This is a genomic window from Caldanaerovirga acetigignens (assembly GCF_900142995.1).
Taxonomy (GTDB): domain Bacteria; phylum Bacillota; class Thermosediminibacteria; order Thermosediminibacterales; family Thermosediminibacteraceae; genus Fervidicola; species Fervidicola acetigignens.
Map to the genome: position 1 here is coordinate 35045 of NZ_FRCR01000010.1, position 17462 is coordinate 52506.

The 17462-nt window shown below is 43.9% G+C and carries 17 protein-coding genes and 1 other RNA gene; 1 reads left to right on the forward strand and 17 read right to left on the reverse strand.

Annotated features, from left to right (window positions below; translation table 11 throughout):
• The 7 genes from porA to BUB66_RS08595 all read right to left on the reverse strand — a co-directional run bounded on the left by porA (position 1) and on the right by BUB66_RS08595 (position 6419).
• Entirely contained in the window at positions 1-1182 is a 1182-nt protein-coding gene (gene porA / locus BUB66_RS08565; protein ID WP_073257582.1) for a pyruvate ferredoxin oxidoreductase, read from the reverse strand.
• On the reverse strand, positions 1172-1549 hold the full coding sequence (locus BUB66_RS08570; protein ID WP_084098936.1) for a 4Fe-4S binding protein: 378 nt from the start codon (positions 1547-1549) through the stop codon (positions 1172-1174). The genes porA and BUB66_RS08570 overlap by 11 nt, the downstream gene beginning before the upstream one ends.
• Positions 1546-2124, reverse strand: a complete 579-nt coding sequence (locus BUB66_RS08575; RefSeq protein ID WP_073257584.1) for a 2-oxoacid:acceptor oxidoreductase subunit gamma family protein — start codon at positions 2122-2124, stop codon at positions 1546-1548. The genes BUB66_RS08570 and BUB66_RS08575 overlap by 4 nt, the downstream gene beginning before the upstream one ends.
• Positions 2125-2490: 366 nt before the next feature.
• Complete coding sequence (gene accC, locus BUB66_RS08580) at positions 2491-3834, reverse strand: acetyl-CoA carboxylase biotin carboxylase subunit (protein WP_073257586.1); 1344 nt, start codon at positions 3832-3834, stop codon at positions 2491-2493.
• Positions 3835-3840: 6 nt separating this feature from the next.
• Positions 3841-5673: an acetyl-CoA carboxylase biotin carboxyl carrier protein gene (gene accB, locus BUB66_RS08585; RefSeq protein WP_084098938.1), complete on the reverse strand. Its 1833-nt coding sequence runs from the start codon at positions 5671-5673 to the stop codon at positions 3841-3843.
• Between the two features lie 167 nt (positions 5674-5840).
• The gene (locus tag BUB66_RS08590) at positions 5841-6110 is read right to left on the reverse strand and encodes a pro-sigmaK processing inhibitor BofA family protein (RefSeq protein ID WP_073257590.1); all 270 of its coding nucleotides are present in this window, start codon (positions 6108-6110) and stop codon (positions 5841-5843) included.
• A 36-nt stretch (positions 6111-6146) separates the two neighbouring features.
• Complete coding sequence (locus tag BUB66_RS08595; protein WP_143156257.1) at positions 6147-6419, reverse strand: DUF2508 family protein; 273 nt, start codon at positions 6417-6419, stop codon at positions 6147-6149.
• Between the two features lie 54 nt (positions 6420-6473).
• On the opposite strand from BUB66_RS08595, the gene BUB66_RS08600 reads away from it, so the two are divergent.
• Complete coding sequence (locus tag BUB66_RS08600) at positions 6474-7181, forward strand: LysE family transporter (RefSeq protein ID WP_244269808.1); 708 nt, start codon at positions 6474-6476, stop codon at positions 7179-7181.
• A gap of 85 nt (positions 7182-7266) precedes the next feature.
• On the opposite strand, the gene recR is transcribed toward BUB66_RS08600, so the two are convergent.
• From recR to BUB66_RS08650, 10 genes are all read right to left on the reverse strand, one after another.
• Positions 7267-7863, reverse strand: a complete 597-nt coding sequence (gene recR, locus BUB66_RS08605; RefSeq protein ID WP_073257592.1) for a recombination mediator RecR — start codon at positions 7861-7863, stop codon at positions 7267-7269.
• Between the two features lie 12 nt (positions 7864-7875).
• Positions 7876-8205, reverse strand: a complete 330-nt coding sequence (locus tag BUB66_RS08610) for a YbaB/EbfC family nucleoid-associated protein (RefSeq protein WP_073257594.1) — start codon at positions 8203-8205, stop codon at positions 7876-7878.
• A 25-nt stretch (positions 8206-8230) separates the two neighbouring features.
• The gene (dnaX, locus tag BUB66_RS08615; protein ID WP_244269809.1) at positions 8231-10030 is read right to left on the reverse strand and encodes a DNA polymerase III subunit gamma/tau; all 1800 of its coding nucleotides are present in this window, start codon (positions 10028-10030) and stop codon (positions 8231-8233) included.
• Positions 10031-10085: 55 nt separating this feature from the next.
• Positions 10086-10350, reverse strand: an RNA gene (gene ffs, locus BUB66_RS08620) — signal recognition particle sRNA large type.
• Positions 10351-10422: 72 nt separating this feature from the next.
• Positions 10423-10833, reverse strand: coding sequence for an arsenate reductase ArsC (locus tag BUB66_RS08625; protein ID WP_073257598.1), 411 nt, complete (start codon positions 10831-10833; stop codon positions 10423-10425).
• Between the two features lie 236 nt (positions 10834-11069).
• The gene (locus BUB66_RS08630) at positions 11070-11396 is read right to left on the reverse strand and encodes a PTS lactose/cellobiose transporter subunit IIA (RefSeq protein ID WP_073257600.1); all 327 of its coding nucleotides are present in this window, start codon (positions 11394-11396) and stop codon (positions 11070-11072) included.
• Positions 11397-11478: 82 nt separating this feature from the next.
• Complete coding sequence (locus BUB66_RS08635; protein ID WP_073257602.1) at positions 11479-12879, reverse strand: glycoside hydrolase family 1 protein; 1401 nt, start codon at positions 12877-12879, stop codon at positions 11479-11481.
• Positions 12880-12894: 15 nt separating this feature from the next.
• Complete coding sequence (locus tag BUB66_RS08640; RefSeq protein WP_073257604.1) at positions 12895-14187, reverse strand: PTS sugar transporter subunit IIC; 1293 nt, start codon at positions 14185-14187, stop codon at positions 12895-12897.
• A 32-nt stretch (positions 14188-14219) separates the two neighbouring features.
• Entirely contained in the window at positions 14220-14528 is a 309-nt protein-coding gene (locus BUB66_RS08645) for a PTS sugar transporter subunit IIB (protein ID WP_073257608.1), read from the reverse strand.
• 161 nt (positions 14529-14689) lie between these two features.
• Positions 14690-17395 carry a sigma-54-dependent transcriptional regulator gene (locus tag BUB66_RS08650; RefSeq protein ID WP_073257610.1) on the reverse strand — a complete coding sequence of 902 codons (2706 nt, stop codon included), beginning with the start codon at positions 17393-17395 and terminating at the stop codon, positions 14690-14692.
• Between the last annotated feature and the right edge of the window lie 67 nt (positions 17396-17462).

Genomic DNA, 17462 nt, shown 5'->3' on the forward strand with positions numbered 1-17462 from the left:
CTATTCTCTCAGACCCAGGTATTTTACGGTCTCGTCGACCCTGCCGGTCTTCCTGATGTTCTCAAGGTCCTCGAAAACCTGCTGAACATGCTCGAGTCTCAGATCCCTGCCGCCCAGTCCGTATACGTAGTTTACCACCTTTATATCGTTCTTCAGATCATATAGAGTATTGCGGATATCGGCAAACATGGGACCTCCACAGGTCGAAAAGGTTTCGGCTCTGTCCATAACGGCTACGGCCTTGACTGCTTTTAAGGCTTCGCGGATCTCTTCCTGGGGGAACGGCCTGTAGACTCTTGGCTTCAAGACTCCAGCTTTAATACCTTTGGCCCTTAGCTCGTCTGCCACTCCCTTTGCAGTTCCTGCCGCGGAATTGAGCACAACTACCGCCACATCGGCATCGTCTAATTTATACGACTCGATGAGACCGTATTCCCTTCCGGAAATTTTCGCAAATTCTTTGCCTACTTCTTTTATTACTTCCTTTGCCGCCTTCATGGCTTCAACCTGCTGACGTTTGTGTTCGAAGTAAAAGTCGTACATGTCAAAGTTGCCCATCGAAATGGGGTTTTGCGCATCCAGCAGGTAATCGTCCGGGACATAAGTTCCCACGAAATTTTTCACGGTCTCGTCATCTAATACCTCCAGCACGTCCATGGCGTGGCTGGTGATAAAGCCGTCCATATTTACCATTACAGGCAGGCGCACATCCGGGTGCTCCGCTATGCGCACGGCCTGAATCATGTTGTCGTAAGCTTCCTGGGCGTTCTCGGAAAAGAGCTGTATTACCCCAGAATCCCTGAGTCCCATAGCGTCGCTGTGGTCGCAGTGGATGTTTATGGGACCGCTCAACGCTCGGTTTACCACCGGGAACACGATGGGAAGCCTCATGGAAGCGGCGATATAAACCACTTCGAACATAAGCGCAAGGCCCTGGCTGGAAGTGGCGGTCATGGCCCTTGCTCCGCCGGCTGCCGCACCTATAGCGGCACTCATTGCGCTGTGTTCGCTTTCGACAGCCACGAACTCGGTGTCAACTTCGCCGTTGGCTACAAAGGATGAAAAGATCTGCACGATTTCGGTCTGAGGTGTGATCGGATACGCAGCCACAACGTCTGGGTTTATTTGTTTCATCGCCTGTGCTACCGCTTCGTTTCCGGTAAGAGCCACCTTAGTTTTCATCCTTGTTCGCCTCCTTTACCTTTTCTATCTCATCCTCGGAGACCATATCTATCGCATTGACTGGGCAAACTTTTGCACATATACCGCAACCCTTGCAGTGTTTATAGTCGAAGGTCTCGAACTTGCCGTCCTTTGCAATGACGGAAGCATCGGGGCAGTATCTCCAGCAGAAGAGGCAGTGTATGCAGCGCTCCTTATTCCATACGGGCCTTATCGACCTCCAGTCGCCGGTCTCGTAACTATTGGCATTACCCGGTTCATATATGTTGCCCGCCCTGGTGAGTTCGTGCCATTTCATATCGGAGCGCACCGCTTTTGTCCTCGTGCCAGAACCTAGATTCCTGTTCAACGGACCGTATTGAGTCATTCGCCCTTCACCTCCTGGTGAGCCCTCTCGATAGCCTTTAAGTTGCCCTCGATAACTTCGGGCTTTGATTTAAACTTCTTTGCCAACTGCTCCCTCATGCGAGCCATAAATTCGTCGAAGGGTATTACACCCGTTGCCCTGATAAAAGCCCCCATCATCGGAGTATTGGGAATCGGCCTTCCTATCGTCTCAAGCGATATCTGGTTGGCATCTACGGTATATATCCGGCCTCCCTTGATACCTAACATCTCCCGCACTTCCGATGGCGCCTTCGTGGTGTTTATGATGTAAATTCCGTCTTCTGGCACCCCGTCGATTATATTGGCCTTACCTATCAGCGTCGGGTCGAGCACTATAACAATATCGGGGTTCACCACATTGGAGTGGATGTAAATCGGCTCATCGCTTATCCTGTTAAAAGCCTGGATTGGAGCACCCATCCTCTCCGGCCCATACTCGGGAAAGCCCTGGACGTACTTCCCCATCTCGGCCACCGACTCGGCCAGCATCAGAGCCGCCGTCTTTGCCCCCTGGCCGCCCCTGGCATGCCAGCGGATCTCCAGCACCTTAGCCATGAAATTTCCTCCTTTCGGAATTTTTTCCTGTTATAAAACAATAATTGTATATAAGTGCTGTAATAGTACAAATGTAGATTTAGGTTATAACAGAACCTTTAAGCCTTGATATTGCTGCTCATCATAATATGATACAGCAAACTCTATTAAAGTATAACAGAGAGGAACTTCACAGTCAAGTGAATTTTCTTAACTATGATAACTATAAGTGCTTCCTTTGAGATTTGCTTAATTGGCAAACAAAAGCAATTATGGATAAAAGTTTTAAAGCATAATTTATTAATAAAAAAACCTGATCGCAAAACAGTACAAAAAAAAAAGAAAGCTAATACCGTGGAACTCCTTAAGCGCTTAGTTTTTCCGATTCTATATAAAGAGCCTCCTCTGAATAAAATTCGTATATACTTCGCCCCGCCGGAAAAAGGCGTTGTCCATTATTTTAAGGTGGAAAGAAATATTGGTGGATATACCTTCTATTTTCAACTCTTCTAGAGCCCTCTTCATTCGCAAGATCGCTTCATCGCGCGAAGGCGCCCAGGCTATAATCTTAGCTATCATAGAGTCGTAAAAAGGAGGGACGACATAGCCGGTATATACGGCCGTGTCAACCCTAATACCAAACCCACCCGGAGCATGGTAAAACTGGACCTTGCCCGGCGTTGGAACAAAATTTCTCATAGGGTCTTCAGCATTTATGCGGCATTCAATAGCGTGGCCGTTTAACTTTACATCTTCCTGTTTTATTTTTAATTTTTCCCCCGCTGCTATTAGTATCTGCTGTTTTACGAGGTCTATTCCTGTAACCATCTCCGTTACTCCGTGTTCTACCTGAATCCTGGTATTCATCTCTATGAAATAGTAATTTCCGTTTTTATCCAGAAGAAACTCAATGGTGCCGGCACTGTAATAACCCATAAGTTTTGCGGCTTTTACGGCATCATTCCCGATTTTTTCTCTTAATTCAGGAGAAAGGGCCGGTGACGGCGCTTCTTCTAGTACTTTCTGGTGCCGCCTTTGTATGGAACAGTCCCTCTCATAAAGGTGAATAACATTGCCGTGCATATCACCCAAAATCTGGATTTCAATGTGTCTTGGCTCCTCGATGTACTTCTCCAGGTAAATCTGCGGGTTACCAAAGGCCGCTTCCGCTTCCTGCCTGGCAAGGGCAACGGACTTCCTAAGCTCTTCCGGGTTTTGAGCAATCCGCATGCCCCTTCCTCCTCCTCCAGCGGTGGCCTTTATTATGACAGGATACCCTATCTTGCTTGCCACTGATAGTGCATGGTCTTCTTCTTCTATGATTCCTCCAGAACCGGGCACCACCGGAATTCCGGCCTTTTCCATTTCCACTTTAGCCGAAGCTTTGTCGCCCATAATCTGTATACAATGGGATGAAGGCCCTATAAAAGCAATCCCGCATGTCGCACACATTTCTGCAAAATATGCATTTTCAGCCAAAAAACCATATCCCGGATGTATTGCATCGGCTTTTTTTATCTTTGCAGCCGCTATTATATTCTGTATATTGAGGTAGCTTTGTGCAGCAGAAGGAGGCCCTATGCACACACTTTCATCGGCCAGTTTAACATGAAGGCTGTCCTTGTCTGCCTCCGAATATACCGCCACCGTTTTGATGCCTAATTCTTTGCATGCCCGTATTATTCTTACCGCAATCTCTCCTCTGTTAGCAATGAGTACCTTTTTAAACATCCACACCTACTCCCTTTCTAGCCTGAAAAGTGTTTGACCATATTCCACCGGGTGGCCGTTTTCCACCAGTATTTCCACTACCCTCCCGGCTACATCAGAAGTTATCTCGTTCATTAACTTCATGGCTTCGATTATGCATAAAGTCTGTCCCGGCTTTACCTTGCTCCCAACTTCCACGAAAGGCGGCGCATCAGGGGCTGGTGCCCGGTAAAAGGTTCCCACCATTGGCGATTTTACTTCTACTATATTAGCAGGGCTCCCTGAATGCTGCACTTTCTCAGGTTTTTCCTCCAAAGCCACTTCTTTTACACTTTGACTTTGGGTGATATTTCCCCTTTTAATATTTAGTTTTACTCCTTCGCTCTCTATGCTGAGTTCCGTTATACCCGTCTGTTCTAAGGTCTTTATTAATTCAGTGATTTTTTTGAGGTCCATACCTTCTTCTTCAACCTCCCTTTCTCTTTTTTCAGCATTTATGTTTTGACGCCCTCCTCCAGGCATGAGTTTGCCTTCCTTTCGCTTTTCCATGAATTTCTTAGCCACCTGAGGAAAGAGGGCATAAGAAATAACATCCTCTTCGCTCAATGCAAGTCCTTCTATCTCAGCCCTTGCTTTTTCCATACCGGGTTCCAAATAATCGGCGGGCCTGCCTGTTATAGTTTTTTCGTCCCCTATAACCTTTTTCCTGACCTTTTCATCAATTTCAGCAGGGGGCCTGCCGTAAAAACCCTTCACATAATTTTTCACTTCTTCCGGAATTATCTTATATCTTTCACCTATCAATACATTTAACACAGCCTGGATTCCCACTATCTGGCTTGTAGGAGTAACAAGCGGCGGATACCCCAGTTCGGCCCTGACCTTAGGTATCTCCTCCAACACCTCTTTTAGGCGGTGTTCGGCCTTCTGTTCCTTAAGCTGGCTCACCAGGTTTGAAATCATCCCGCCGGGAACCTGATGTTCGAAAACCCCCATGTCGGTAAGGCGAGTTACTCCACGTTCAAATCCAAGCTTACGGCGAAGTTCATCAAAATATTCGGCTATCTCAAACAAAAGATGTATGTCAAGCCCTGTGTCCCATTGGGTCCCCGAGAGAGACCTCACTAAAGTCTCCACCGGCGGCAGCGAAGCACCAAAGGCAAGAGGAGTAGTTGCAGTATCCACAACGTCGACGCCCGCCCTCACAGCTTCAAGGTAAGCGCCCAAAGCAAGCCCTCCGATGTAGTGGCTGTGGAGCTGCACAGGCAGCCTTAGCCTTTCCTTGAAAAGCTTGATGAGGTCATAAGCCACAAATGGCGAAAGAAGGCCAGCCATGTCCTTTATGCATATCGAATCAACACCCATTTTCTCCAGTTCTAAGGCTACCTCCAAATAATGGTCGATGGTATGCACGGGGCTTATGGTGTACACCACCGTCCCTTGGACGTGGGCTCCTTCTCTTTTTGCGATTTTTATCGGAAATTCCATATTTCTCAAGTCGTTTAGTGCATCAAAGATTCGAATGATGTCTATTCCGTTTTCTACAGCCTTTCCAATGAATGCTTCCACCACATCGTCCGGATAGTGCCTGTATCCCACCAGTGACTGGCCCCTTAACAGCATCTGGAGGGGAGTCTTTTTGACGTATTTTTTGATCGTCTTCAGGCGCTCCCATGGGTCCTCATCTAGATACCGAAGGCATACATCGAAAGTCGCACCTCCCCATACTTCTAAGGAGTGGTATCCTACGCTGTCTATTTTTTCGAGTATGGGAAGCATGTCGCTTAAAGTCATCCTTGTCGCCCACAAACTCTGATGCCCGTCTCTCAAGGTCACATCAGTAATTCTGACCTTGTTCACAACCCTATCCCCCCTGATCGATTCTGAATTTTCATGAATAATGCATAAAATTATTTTTGTAATTATACATTAATACCGAATTATTGTCAATTATATTAAAAATTTCATTCGGAAATAATAAAAAACCCTTCGAACCAGCGAAGGGCAGTCTGGACCTATTATAGCCTTTATAGGATATTTTTCAGCGCAATCAAAAGCACCACCCCGGGAATTCCTAATAAACCAACAATTAACGCGTTGATCGGATTTATAGCAATGTGAAGTCCCACGTAACTTCCTATAAAGTTCAGGAGGACCAGTACAAGGCCACCTACTACTGCATTGTAAACCAACTTTAATACCAGCCTTATTGGCCCTAAAAGCATCCTGCCTATGGCGTAGAGCATCAAAAGCCCAAACGCATAGGCCAGAATCGCCCATAAGTCAATTTGATTCACGGCCTCCACCTCTCCGGGCTTTTTTGTACATACTTATTACTGTTTCCCAGAGGTTATGCCCTGTTCCCGTGCTTTTTTTAAAAGGTAAATGAATTTTCTCCTTGCCGCCTCCATTGTATAAATAGCATGGTCCACCAGGTCCGGGTCCGTCACACACTGGAAATATTTTTCCGCTGTCAAAAGCTCCTCATGGGCTTTTTTAACTTCGTCGCTCAGAGAAAACTCCTGGGGCTTTACGGTGCCATCCTGGTCTTCTAGCAAAAAAGATGAGAGTTCCGAAAAAAATCTGGCAATATCCTCCATCTTCAAAGCAACCACCTCTTTTGAAATTTTAACCATATTTTTTAGGTTTTATTCCGGTGGTTGGCAAAAAGTGGGATTATCCCCAGGATCGCCGATGACGGAACTGTAATAAAAAAAGGAAACGTGGAAAATCCGGCGAATATTATAACGTTGATTATTTATTTTCAGGAGGTCATTAAAATGCCTAATTTCATTGCCTTTTTATCCTACGCCCTCATAAACACCTTTACTCCGGGGCCGAACAATATCTTATCGATGACTTTCGCGACAAATATGGGGTTCAAAAAAACCTTCAAGTTCATTTTGGGAGTAGCCGCCGGATTCACGGTGGTAATGATAATTTGCAACTACTTTAACCTCTTCCTTTTTTCTGCCGTACCTATTACGGGGGAAATTATGAAAATTTTCGGTGCAATATATATAATTTATCTTGCGGTGAAGATATTAAGAAGCAATTCGGATGAAAATAATTCACTTATGGAAAAAAGCAGTTCCTTTGGCGCGGGTCTCCTGCTACAATTTTTCAACCCCAAAGTCATCCTCTACGGTATAACCGTAACCTCGAGTTTCATAACGCCTTACTACAAATCGAATCTTTCGATCATATTGTTTTCCCTTTTTCTTGCATTTCTGAGCTTTCTTTCGACATGTTCCTGGGCCTTATTCGGCACTGCATTCCAACGAATACTTAAAAGGCACCATGCCGCATTTAATGCGTTAATGGCAATTCTCCTGCTTTACACCGCTTTTTCCATCTTAAAATCTTAGCCCTGAATTTTGCAGCAGACTTTCATGTCATATCTATAGAAAAAGAGCACTATTCTTTGTGCTCATTTAATAGAATATCTTTTCCCTATATTTCCCTTCTACCTTCCAGCGCTTTCGCAAGGGTTATCTCGTCTGCATAGTCAAGGTCCCCGCCCACCGGCAGGCCGTGGGCTATGCGCGTAACTTTGAGCCCCAGGGGTTTTAAAAGCCTTGCAATATAAAGCGCCGTTGCCTCGCCTTCCACATCAGGGTTGGTAGCAATTATTACCTCCTTTACACCGGAGGGAACCCTGGCAAGAAGCTCCTTTATCCTTATATCATCAGGACCTATACCCTCAAGGGGTGATATGACGCCGTGCAACACGTGATACAGCCCTTTGTAGTCCCTCGTTTTTTCCACCGCCACCACGTCCTTGGGCTCTTCCACCACCATTATTGTAGTCTTATCCCTGTGCGAGGCGCTGCATATACTGCATGGGTCTACATCGGTAAAATTCCCACAGACAGAACAGTATACTATGGATTCTTTTGCGTTGGTTATAGCCTGGACGAGGTTTGCCACCCTTTCTTTCGACATCTTCAGTATGTAAAAAGTAAGCCTCTGAGCCGTCTTAGGCCCTATGCCTGGCAGTCGCGAGAGTTCATCTATAAGCCGGGCTATAGGCTGTGCGTAATACGCCATATAAATCCTTCCCTAAAAGAGCCCCGGTATATTGAGGCCTCCGGTGAGTTTTGCCATTTCGCTCGTCACCATTTCTTCAGCTTTCTGCAGGGCTTCGTTGACAGCAGCAAGGATCAAATCTTCCAACATCTCCACATCCTCCGGGTCCACTACCTCCGGCTTAATCTTTACTTCCACAAGTTCTTTTCTGCCATTGGCCACCACCTTTACTGCGCCACCGCCTGCTGTCGCTTCTACGGTCCTTTCTTTGAGTTCCTCCTGGAGCTTTGCCATCTCTTCTTGCATCTTTTGGACTTGCTTCATCAACTTATTTACATTTCCCATACCGCCGAAATTTTTCATAAGCGCATACCTCCATTATTAATTATTAATCTTCCAGTTCCACCAGGTCCTCGCCGAAAAGCTCGACGGCGCTTCTTATAAATTCCTCATCGGACACATCTTCATCCTTCGATGCGGCTACCTCTTCATTTTTTTTTAATCCTTTTATTATAGCTTCCAATCCAGTAACGCTTCTAATCCCTTCTTCTATCAATTTTTTCTGCATCTCGATAAGGGTCTTATGCCCGTCGTAGCCTCCAAACGAAAGCACAAGCATTCCATTTTTCATATCGATAGGTTCAACCCTGCATTCCCTCATGACGTTTACCAAGGCCATCTTTCCGGACTTTTCTAATTCTTTCAACACGTCCTGCCACATTGCCTTTAATTTCTCTAAAGCCATGTCATCTCCTTGCCCCTGCCTCTCCGGGTTTTCCGCGGCTTTCTCCCCCGGCGAATTTCCCATCTCAATTGGTATGCTTTTAGAAAATTCTCCTTTCGCGCTTATCTTGGCCGCTTCAATATTTTTCCCTGCCGCATCTTCTTCTGCTTTTTTTGCATCTTTCCCCTTTATTATGCATTCTTCCTCAGCATCATCATTCAACGTTTCAGATGCTTCATTTTCTTTTTCCTGTTCCAAGCGTGCTGGGTTTTCTATAAGCTCTTTCAATCTTCTTTCCAGATCTTCAATCCTTTCTTCCAAAACTGCAAGTCTCGCAATTTCTCCTGTATTCCCCGTCCAAAGCTCCGGCATGGCAAGTTTTACCATGGCTGCTTCCAACAAGATCCTCGGCTGGGAGGCCCACCGCACATCGCCGGCAGCTTTTTTTAACAGGTCCAATGAATTTAGAATTTCTTCTATAGAATAAATCTTTGTCAACGCTTTAAGGCTGTCATAATCTTCATCGGTCAAGTCGACGAGTTCCCGGCTTGCGCCTATCTCCACCATCAGCATATTCCTGTAAAGAGTCATCAGATCGTCCACAAAGCGCATGAGGTCTTTGCCGCTTTCTACTACTTCTTCAATTACATCTAAAATCCTGCCAGGATTCCTTTCCTTTGCAGCTTTCGCTATATCTATCAAAAGGTCATCGCCCACCGCACCGAAAAGAGAAAGCGCATCTTCAAATGTAAGTCTGTTTCCGCCATAAGAAAGGGCTTTGTCGAGCAAGCTCAGGGCATCCCGCATGGACCCTTGGGAATTTCTCGCAATAAAGGCAAGAGCTCTCTCGTCGGCCTCAATGCCGTTTTCCTTTGCAATCCTCTTCAGATGAGGAAGCATTTCCCGTCCCTGAACTCTCTTAAAATCAAATCTCATGCACCGCGACAAAATCGTAGCGGGAAGCTTGTTTGGCTCTGTGGTTGCCAGAATGAAGACCACGTGACGAGGCGGTTCTTCTAGAGTCTTCAAAAGAGCATTGAAAGCCTCAGTAGTAAGCATGTGCACCTCGTCGATTATATAAACCCTGTAGCGCCCTTCAGAAGGCGGAAAATTCACCCGTTCTCTCAGGACCCTGATGTCATCTATTCCCCTGTTAGACGCGGCGTCCATTTCGATGACATCCATCATGGCCCCTTCATTTATGGCGGTGCAATTCTTGCATCGGTTGCAGGGTGTGTCTGTAGGGCCTTGCTCGCAATTCAAGGCTTTTGCCAAAACCCTGGCTGTGCTCGTTTTCCCCGTACCCCTCATGCCACAAAAAAGGTAGGCATGTCCTATTTTCCCTGACTTCAGCTGGTTTTTTAAAGTCTTGACAATGGCTTCCTGCCCCACGATTTCATCGAAATCCTTTGGCCTGTACTTCCTGTAAAGGGCTACATAAGCCATGGAAAATCCCCTCGACAATAATTTCCGGATATTTCAAAAGCCGCCGAAGCTATCCGGCGGCTTAAAATTTTGGCCGTGCACCCTCCGTCGATTTTTCCCTCCGGGCGATACTGAGACAGTTAGCTCCGACTAGGCAACCCCGCGGCACATGGAAGGGCTTCCTTACCGTTGCTTCCTTCCGGACCTGGCGGGGTTCGGAAGTTTCCATTGCGCGGGACCCGGTCGTCCTCGCCACTTATCCCAGCCGGACCCCACAGGGAAGAAACCTCGGGAGGGAATTCGACCCCACTACAGCGGATTGTGGGTGCAGGGCACCGCTACCTCCCCGTCTAGCACGGCCAAATTCTTCTGCAGATATTCTGCAAAGTCTATTATACTACCTTTATCGAAAAATAGCAAGGCAACGTTTTTTACAGTGAAATTTCGCCATTTTTAATCCTTCTTGCCAAATCTTTCACTTTCTCTTCGATTATCCTTGCGGTTTTTTCGAATTCCTCTTCCCCTTTTCCCGTCGGGTCTTCCAGGCCCCAGTCCTCCACGTGCTTTGCCGGAAGGTAAGGACAGTTCACGTTGCAACCCATTTTTATCGCTATATCAATTTTAGGAAGTTCGTTCAATAATTTCGGGTACTGGTCTTTTTCCATATCAACCCCATAAAGTTTTTTAATGATTTTTACAGCATCCGGATTAATCTGCGATTTAATTTCCGTTCCAGCGGAATAAGCTTCGAAAACATCCGATGCATAAAGCCTAGCTATAGCTTCCGCCATCTGGGACCTGCACGAATTATGGACGCAGACAAAGGCCACTTTGGGTTTCATTTCTCCACCCTTTCGTCAATCAATTTAAGCATTTCCATCCTTTACAATCATAGTAGTTCAGACAATCTTCATAAGTGGAGGCCTTCCCTTCGTTTCAGGGCTTGGCTTAATTAATACTCCTCCCTGGAACTTTAAAACTTAATTTTATTATACACCTTTCGCTCTTTATTTCCAACAAACTAAACAAGGCAGATGAAATCCATCTGCCGTATTTCCCGAATTGGTACAAATAATCTTTATTCTCCTATTCTGCCATTTTTAAAAACTATTTCGTACAAACCTATCATCTCTTCTACTAAGTCTTTCGCCAACATAGCATTCATTAAATGGTCTTGAGCATGTATCAAAAGTAGGGAAATCTCTTGCCTTTCTCCCTGCACTTCTTTTTGTATCAACTCTGTCTGGACGTGATGGGCTTCGATGATTTCTTCTCCTGCCTTATTAATGCAATTTTTAGCCTCATCAAAATCCCCGTTCCTTGCATGTTTCAAGGCCTCAAAACAGAAACTTCGTGCATTACCTGCACGAGATATTATGGTAAAGACTATTTGTTCAGGGCTCATCACTCATCCTCCTATTTCCCAGCTAAATATTTTAGGCAGCCGGTCTTTTGATTCGACCGGCTGCTTTTTTATTTTTCAAATATCACAACTCTTCACCGTTAGTTGCTATGACGTTTTTATACCAGTGAAAACTCTTCTTTTTAATCCTTCTCAAGTCTTTCAAATCAAACTCATCCCTGTTCACATATATAAAGCCATATCTTTTGCTTATCCCCTGATGGGTGCTGACAAGGTCTATGGCCGACCAGGGGCAATACCCTATCAGATTTACTCCTTCCGATATAGCAATTTTCGCCTGCTCTATGTGCTTTCGCAGGTAATCTATACGGTAGTCGTCGTTAACAACATCGCCTTCTTCAAGCGCATCGTAAGCACCCAGGCCGTTTTCCGTAACTAAAAGCGGCAGATTATATCTGTCGTGCAATTCTCTCAACGTAATCCTAAATCCCAGGGGATCTATTTCCCATCCGAATTGGGTTTTTTCAAGATACGGATTTAAAACCCCTTTATAATAGCCGGGTTCGCCAATAACTATCTGCTGGTCTCCCGTGGAATTCTTAAATCCTTTACCTTCGTCGAATTCGACTGTTGCCGTGGAATAATAATTGAAAGCTATAAAATCGGGTTTTGCTTCTTTAATTATGTCCATATCGCCTTCTTTGATTTCAGGTACGCAATTTTCACTTTCCATATAGCTCCATGCAACGCTGTTATAACGCCCGAATACCGGCACATCAAGATATAACCAATTTCTTATAGATGAAAAAGTCTGGGCTGCTAGGACATCTTCCGGCCTTGAAGAAGCGGGATAGACGTAAGCTATGTTCGGGGCGGGTCCGATTTTCGCCCCCGGACACATTTCATGACACAGCTTAATAGCCTTTGCTTGAGCTAAAAACATGTGGTGATTTTGCTGATAAAGCTCTTTTTTGAGGTTATCGGATTTAGCCTCAATCATCCCTAGAAACGCTCCGAACATTACTATCATATTTTGTTCATTAATAGTAAGCCAATATTTAACTCTATCTCCGAAATATTTAAATAGCGTTTCCGCATAATTTTCATAAGCCCGTATTGTGTTGCGGTTTGCCCATCCACCTTTTTTTTGTAACTCGTATGGCAAATCAAAATGGTATATCGTCACAATAGGTTCTATATCGTATGCTTTCAATTCATCTATAAGTTTATCATAAAATTCAATTCCTTTCCCGTTCAACTTTCCACTACCTTCAGGAAATATTCTAGTCCAGGATATAGAAAACCGGTACGCTCTGAGTCCCATTTCAGCAAATAAAGCTATATCTTCCTTATATCTGTGATAATGGTCGCTAGCCACTTTAAAATCGGTAACTCCTTCATGAGTTTTCCCTACATCAATAACAGAAAGTCCCTTGCCATCTTCATTCCACGCGCCTTCTACCTGATATGCAGAAGTAGAGGCACCCCAAAGAAAGCCCTCCGGAAAGCATCTTTTATTTTCCATAATTTAAAATCCTCCTCAACTTTCTTTAATCGCAGGTTTCACTTCCTCCTCATAAGCATTTTCATCTGCTATTTTGAAAAAAGGATAGTATATAACAGCAGATAATATTACTAACACAATCTGCAATACAGCAATTCTCCAGCTCCCCTGTAAAAGACCACTAACAATTATAGGCGTTCCTAATGGCATCATTGCTCCCATCAACGGAGGCACAACGCCAATTGCAGTTGCAATATATGCTACTACTGAAAGAATTATAGGTGTTAGTATAAAAGGAATGGCCATCAACGGATTTAATATAACTGGTGTGCCGAATATTATTGGTTCGTTTATCCCGCAGATGCCAGCTGCAATAGCAAGTTTCCCCAATGTCTTATATCTTTGGCTTTTTGCTTTAAACAACATCAACAAATTAAGTCCTAATGTCGCACCGGAACCGCCTAGAAGAGTATAGCACATAAGAAAGGCAAATCCCGGAATATTTTGCATTGGGAGTCCGGCATTAAAAGCTTCTAAGTTTTTAAGATCTAAAGCCATCCATATCGGCATCATCACTGATATAGCAACTAACATTCCATGAAGCCCTACTAGCCACAAAAGGTGTGCAACAAACATCACTAGAACAAAAGCCCATATTGTTCCGCCTAACCCTTGTAAAGGTGTTTGAATAAATGAATAGATAAAACTATGGATGCTTCCGTAAGAAGTATTTTCAAAAATAACCTTTATTGCTAGAACAACGGCGCTTATAATAAAACCGGGAATCAGGCCTGCAAAAGACTTCGTAATAGTAGGTGGCACTCCTTCAGGCATTTTTATTACAAGCCCCTTTTGTACCAAATATGCATAGAGTCTTCCTACAAAAATTCCGAGTATTATCGAAACAAAAAGTCCCGTAGCTCCCAACCATTCGAACGAAATATAATTAGCAGTATTTCCATCTTTTTCAATAACCGCTAAAGGCGTAAGGACTAAAAACGCAACTACTCCAAAAAGCCCTGCTGCCGGGCTGTCTACGTCAAATTTTTTCGCAGCCCCCCACGCTATTAAAAATACTCCAAGCAGCGAGATTATATCCGTTGTGAAATTTATTAATATTGAAAGATACTGTGATATTCCTGTTGATGTAACAAAAGTTTGATAAGGAGCAAAGGGCAAGTTCTTCAAAAGGGTGGCTATAGCACCAACCAATATAATAGGCATTAATGATGTTAGTCCTTCCATAACTGAACCCAAATATTTATTGTTCGAGAAACTAGTAGCAACAGGCATAATCTTTTTTTGAAGTTCTTCTAAGTTAAATTTCATTAAAAATTCCTCCTTCCTTTTATTTTAAAAATCTACTTTTCGCCCATTATTTTCAAAGCAAACTCAAGCACTTTTTCTCCGTTCATCATGCCATAGTCCATAGTATCAATAACTTCTATCGGAAATCTGTCTCCATATTTTTTCTTAAATTCATCCTTTTTAAATCGGATTTGAGGCCCAAGCAGTAGTACGCTAACGTTTTCTATTTCTTTGTCCAAGCTTTCTCCTGAAGTAGCCGTTATCTCAACTTCTACCCCCCTTTCTTTAGCAGCTTTCTGCATTTTTGTTACCAGCAAACTAGTAGACATACCAGCGCCGCATACCAGCAGTATCTTTTTCATAAAATCCTCCCCCTTTTTTCTCTCTTCTTTGTAAATATATTTTGAGCAAATCTCGTGCCAAATTAAAAAAGGCCCATTTTAGGCCTAAAATGCCAGGTCTCTATAAAACCGTATTAAAGTGTATTATTAGTTCTTTGTTTGGATACTAAAAAGTGTATTAACTAAAGTGAAAATACCAACTTCATTATCATAACACACTCTTGATCTGGAATTTTAATATTAAAATCTTTTTCAAAAGCAGCAATCGACTTTTTGACCAAATCGAATTTTTCTCTGTTACAATTTATAATCTCGTCAAAATTCATAATTAATGGCAATTCTTTTCCTTTCAATATCCTTTCAATAACACACGCAATATGAATTACTAATCCTATCATCACATCTTTGTTTAATAAAGCACCAGCGCTTATCAACCTCATGAAGAACTTTCTAAAAGAACTTATATAAACCTTCGAATTTATATCCAGGTTTTCATCAACTACTTGCGCCATATTATCAATTGCTTCAAAGTAATCCAATATCTCAAGTTTTTGTTGTAATTTATTTTTAAAATTTTTGTCAAATATTTGTGAGGTTGAGATATAAACCAAAGAACCATCTTCCGGATCTAGAGCACTTACAACTGCAAGAATGTTTCTTTCATTTTTAATCCGGTCTAGCTTGTTCTTAAAATCTTTTTTATTTTCTATTTTTAACGGAATCACATCGATACCTTTTTCTTTCAGCCCAAATTCCTTTTCTAATATTGTCTTCAACTTCACAGCCGTTCCTTCACCTGTTATACAGGCAGTGACAATGACGTTCTTCCCTATATCCCTACCATAATCCACGCTATCCCTATAGATTCTCCCAACATAGGGGCTAAGGTTGACTACCGCATCGTATACCTCTTCCAGGGAAGCCCTCATTATGGCCTTCCTCGCAGCTTCGAGGACCATAGGAGTAGATACCATCTCTACAGTCTTTACCGGTATTCCCGTCCTCTCATATATCATATCGCCGAAAAGGACAAGGGAACCCATGTCGACCAAAAGGAGAACTCCCCTTCCCCGATTCACCTTCCGCACTATATTCGTCAGGTTGTCAAGGGCTACTTCCGGTTTTTGGTCAAGGGGCATATTGTAACCGACTACGATATCTTCGTCCAGGAGCCTGTTTGAAACATCCGCTATGGAGGTTGCAGCCGCCTCTCCGTGCATGGCCACGACGACGCCGACCCTCTCGTCCTTTTCCGCTTCCTCTTCTTCGAGGCACAAGAACATTGCCACAAATCCTACCTCATCTTCCGGAACTTTTATTGCGAATTCTTCCTCAATTTTTTCCCTTAAAAAATTCGCCACTTCGTACTCCTTTTCGTATACCTTCCTTATATTTTCCAGTTGATGGTTCACTATCTCCTTCCCGCTTTTTATCCTTTCTATGGAACTTGCCACATGCATCGAAAGGCCGTACAAAGTCTTATCAGCGAAAAACCTCCCAAGCTCCCTGCTTGCATAATCCAAAAACTCCCTCACGATATCGACTACCCTCTTGTCCACAACTTTGTAGAGTTCTTCTAAATCGTCATTAGCTAAATTTTTCATGAATTTTTTAAGATAAGTTTCTATATCGATGCTCATTATCAGCTTTATATCGCTTTCACTCAAACCCTTTTCCTCAAGAGCCCTCCTCTTTTCTTCCAAAGCCTCGTATAAATTGAAGATCTGCTTTTCTTGCTGGACAACGGGCGAAAAAGCTAAGGAAGAAAATTTGACGATTTCCCCCGTCACAAATTTGTCTATTTCATCCTTTAACTCCCTGTATTTCAAAAGCCCCTTTCTCACGTAATCCGGCAAGTCTTCGGTGTGCACGCATAACTTATCGTCCCGCTTCATCATATATCCCAGATACGCCTTTGCAATGGAAAGTTTTATATCGCTTTTAAGTTGCCCTATGTTGCCAGGGCATTCATAAAGCAGCAAGGCCTTCAGCGCGTTAGAAGTTATGCTTATATCGGCCTTTACAACCGCCGCCTCCGCTTTAAAAAAACTTTTTACGAGCTCAAACCTTTCCTCTACCGTCCTTTCCGAAAGGTTCGGCAGCTTTATAATCATCGGAATTCGCCTTATAAATGTCTTTAATAAAGCCGATTCTATCGATTCGGTCGTAGCGCAGATAATCAGAACCTGCGCTTTGTGCTGGCTTTCGGTTTCACCGAGCCTACGGTAAAGTCCCTTGTCCATCAGGTAAAACAGCATCTCCTGACCCTCAGGTGGAAGCCTGTGAACTTCATCGAGAAAAAGAATGCCTCCGTCCGCTTTTTCCACAAGACCCGCTCTGTCCCTATCAGCACCGGTATAAGCGCCTTTTTTCACCCCGAAAAGCTGCGCCATCAAAAGCTGGGGGTTGTTGGCGTAATCGGCACAGTTAAAAACGATGAAAGGGGCGCTACTTTTTATCCTGCCAACTTCTTTTGCGAAATTGTACATGACTTCCGCGAACATGGATTTGCCGGTCCCCGTCTCGCCGAGCAATAGCGTATGAAGCCCGGAAGGCGGATAGATGATAGCTGCTTTTGCCTGCTGTACTGCATTTTTCAGGCTAAGATTAGCCCCAATTATCGCATCAAAGGAATCCCTTTCTATCCCGATTGAACCACTAACTACAAGGTCGATCTCTTTCACTTTATACAAAACAGGCTTTCCCTCAACCTTTTCCACCTTTCCCTCCCTGTAAAGGGCATTCAAATCGCTGGATGCATTGGTCCGCTGTATACCGAGGGCTTGAGCGATTTCCGTTGCTGAAACTCCGATTACCTCTCCCCTTTCGGCAAACTGCCTTTGACAAAGTTCCTTAAGGCATCTGTAAACCTTATCAATCCTCTTCACCGTATCCCCCCCTTCAATGCTATTTTATCACAAGAAACGATGGTAATACACATTCATACACAAAAAT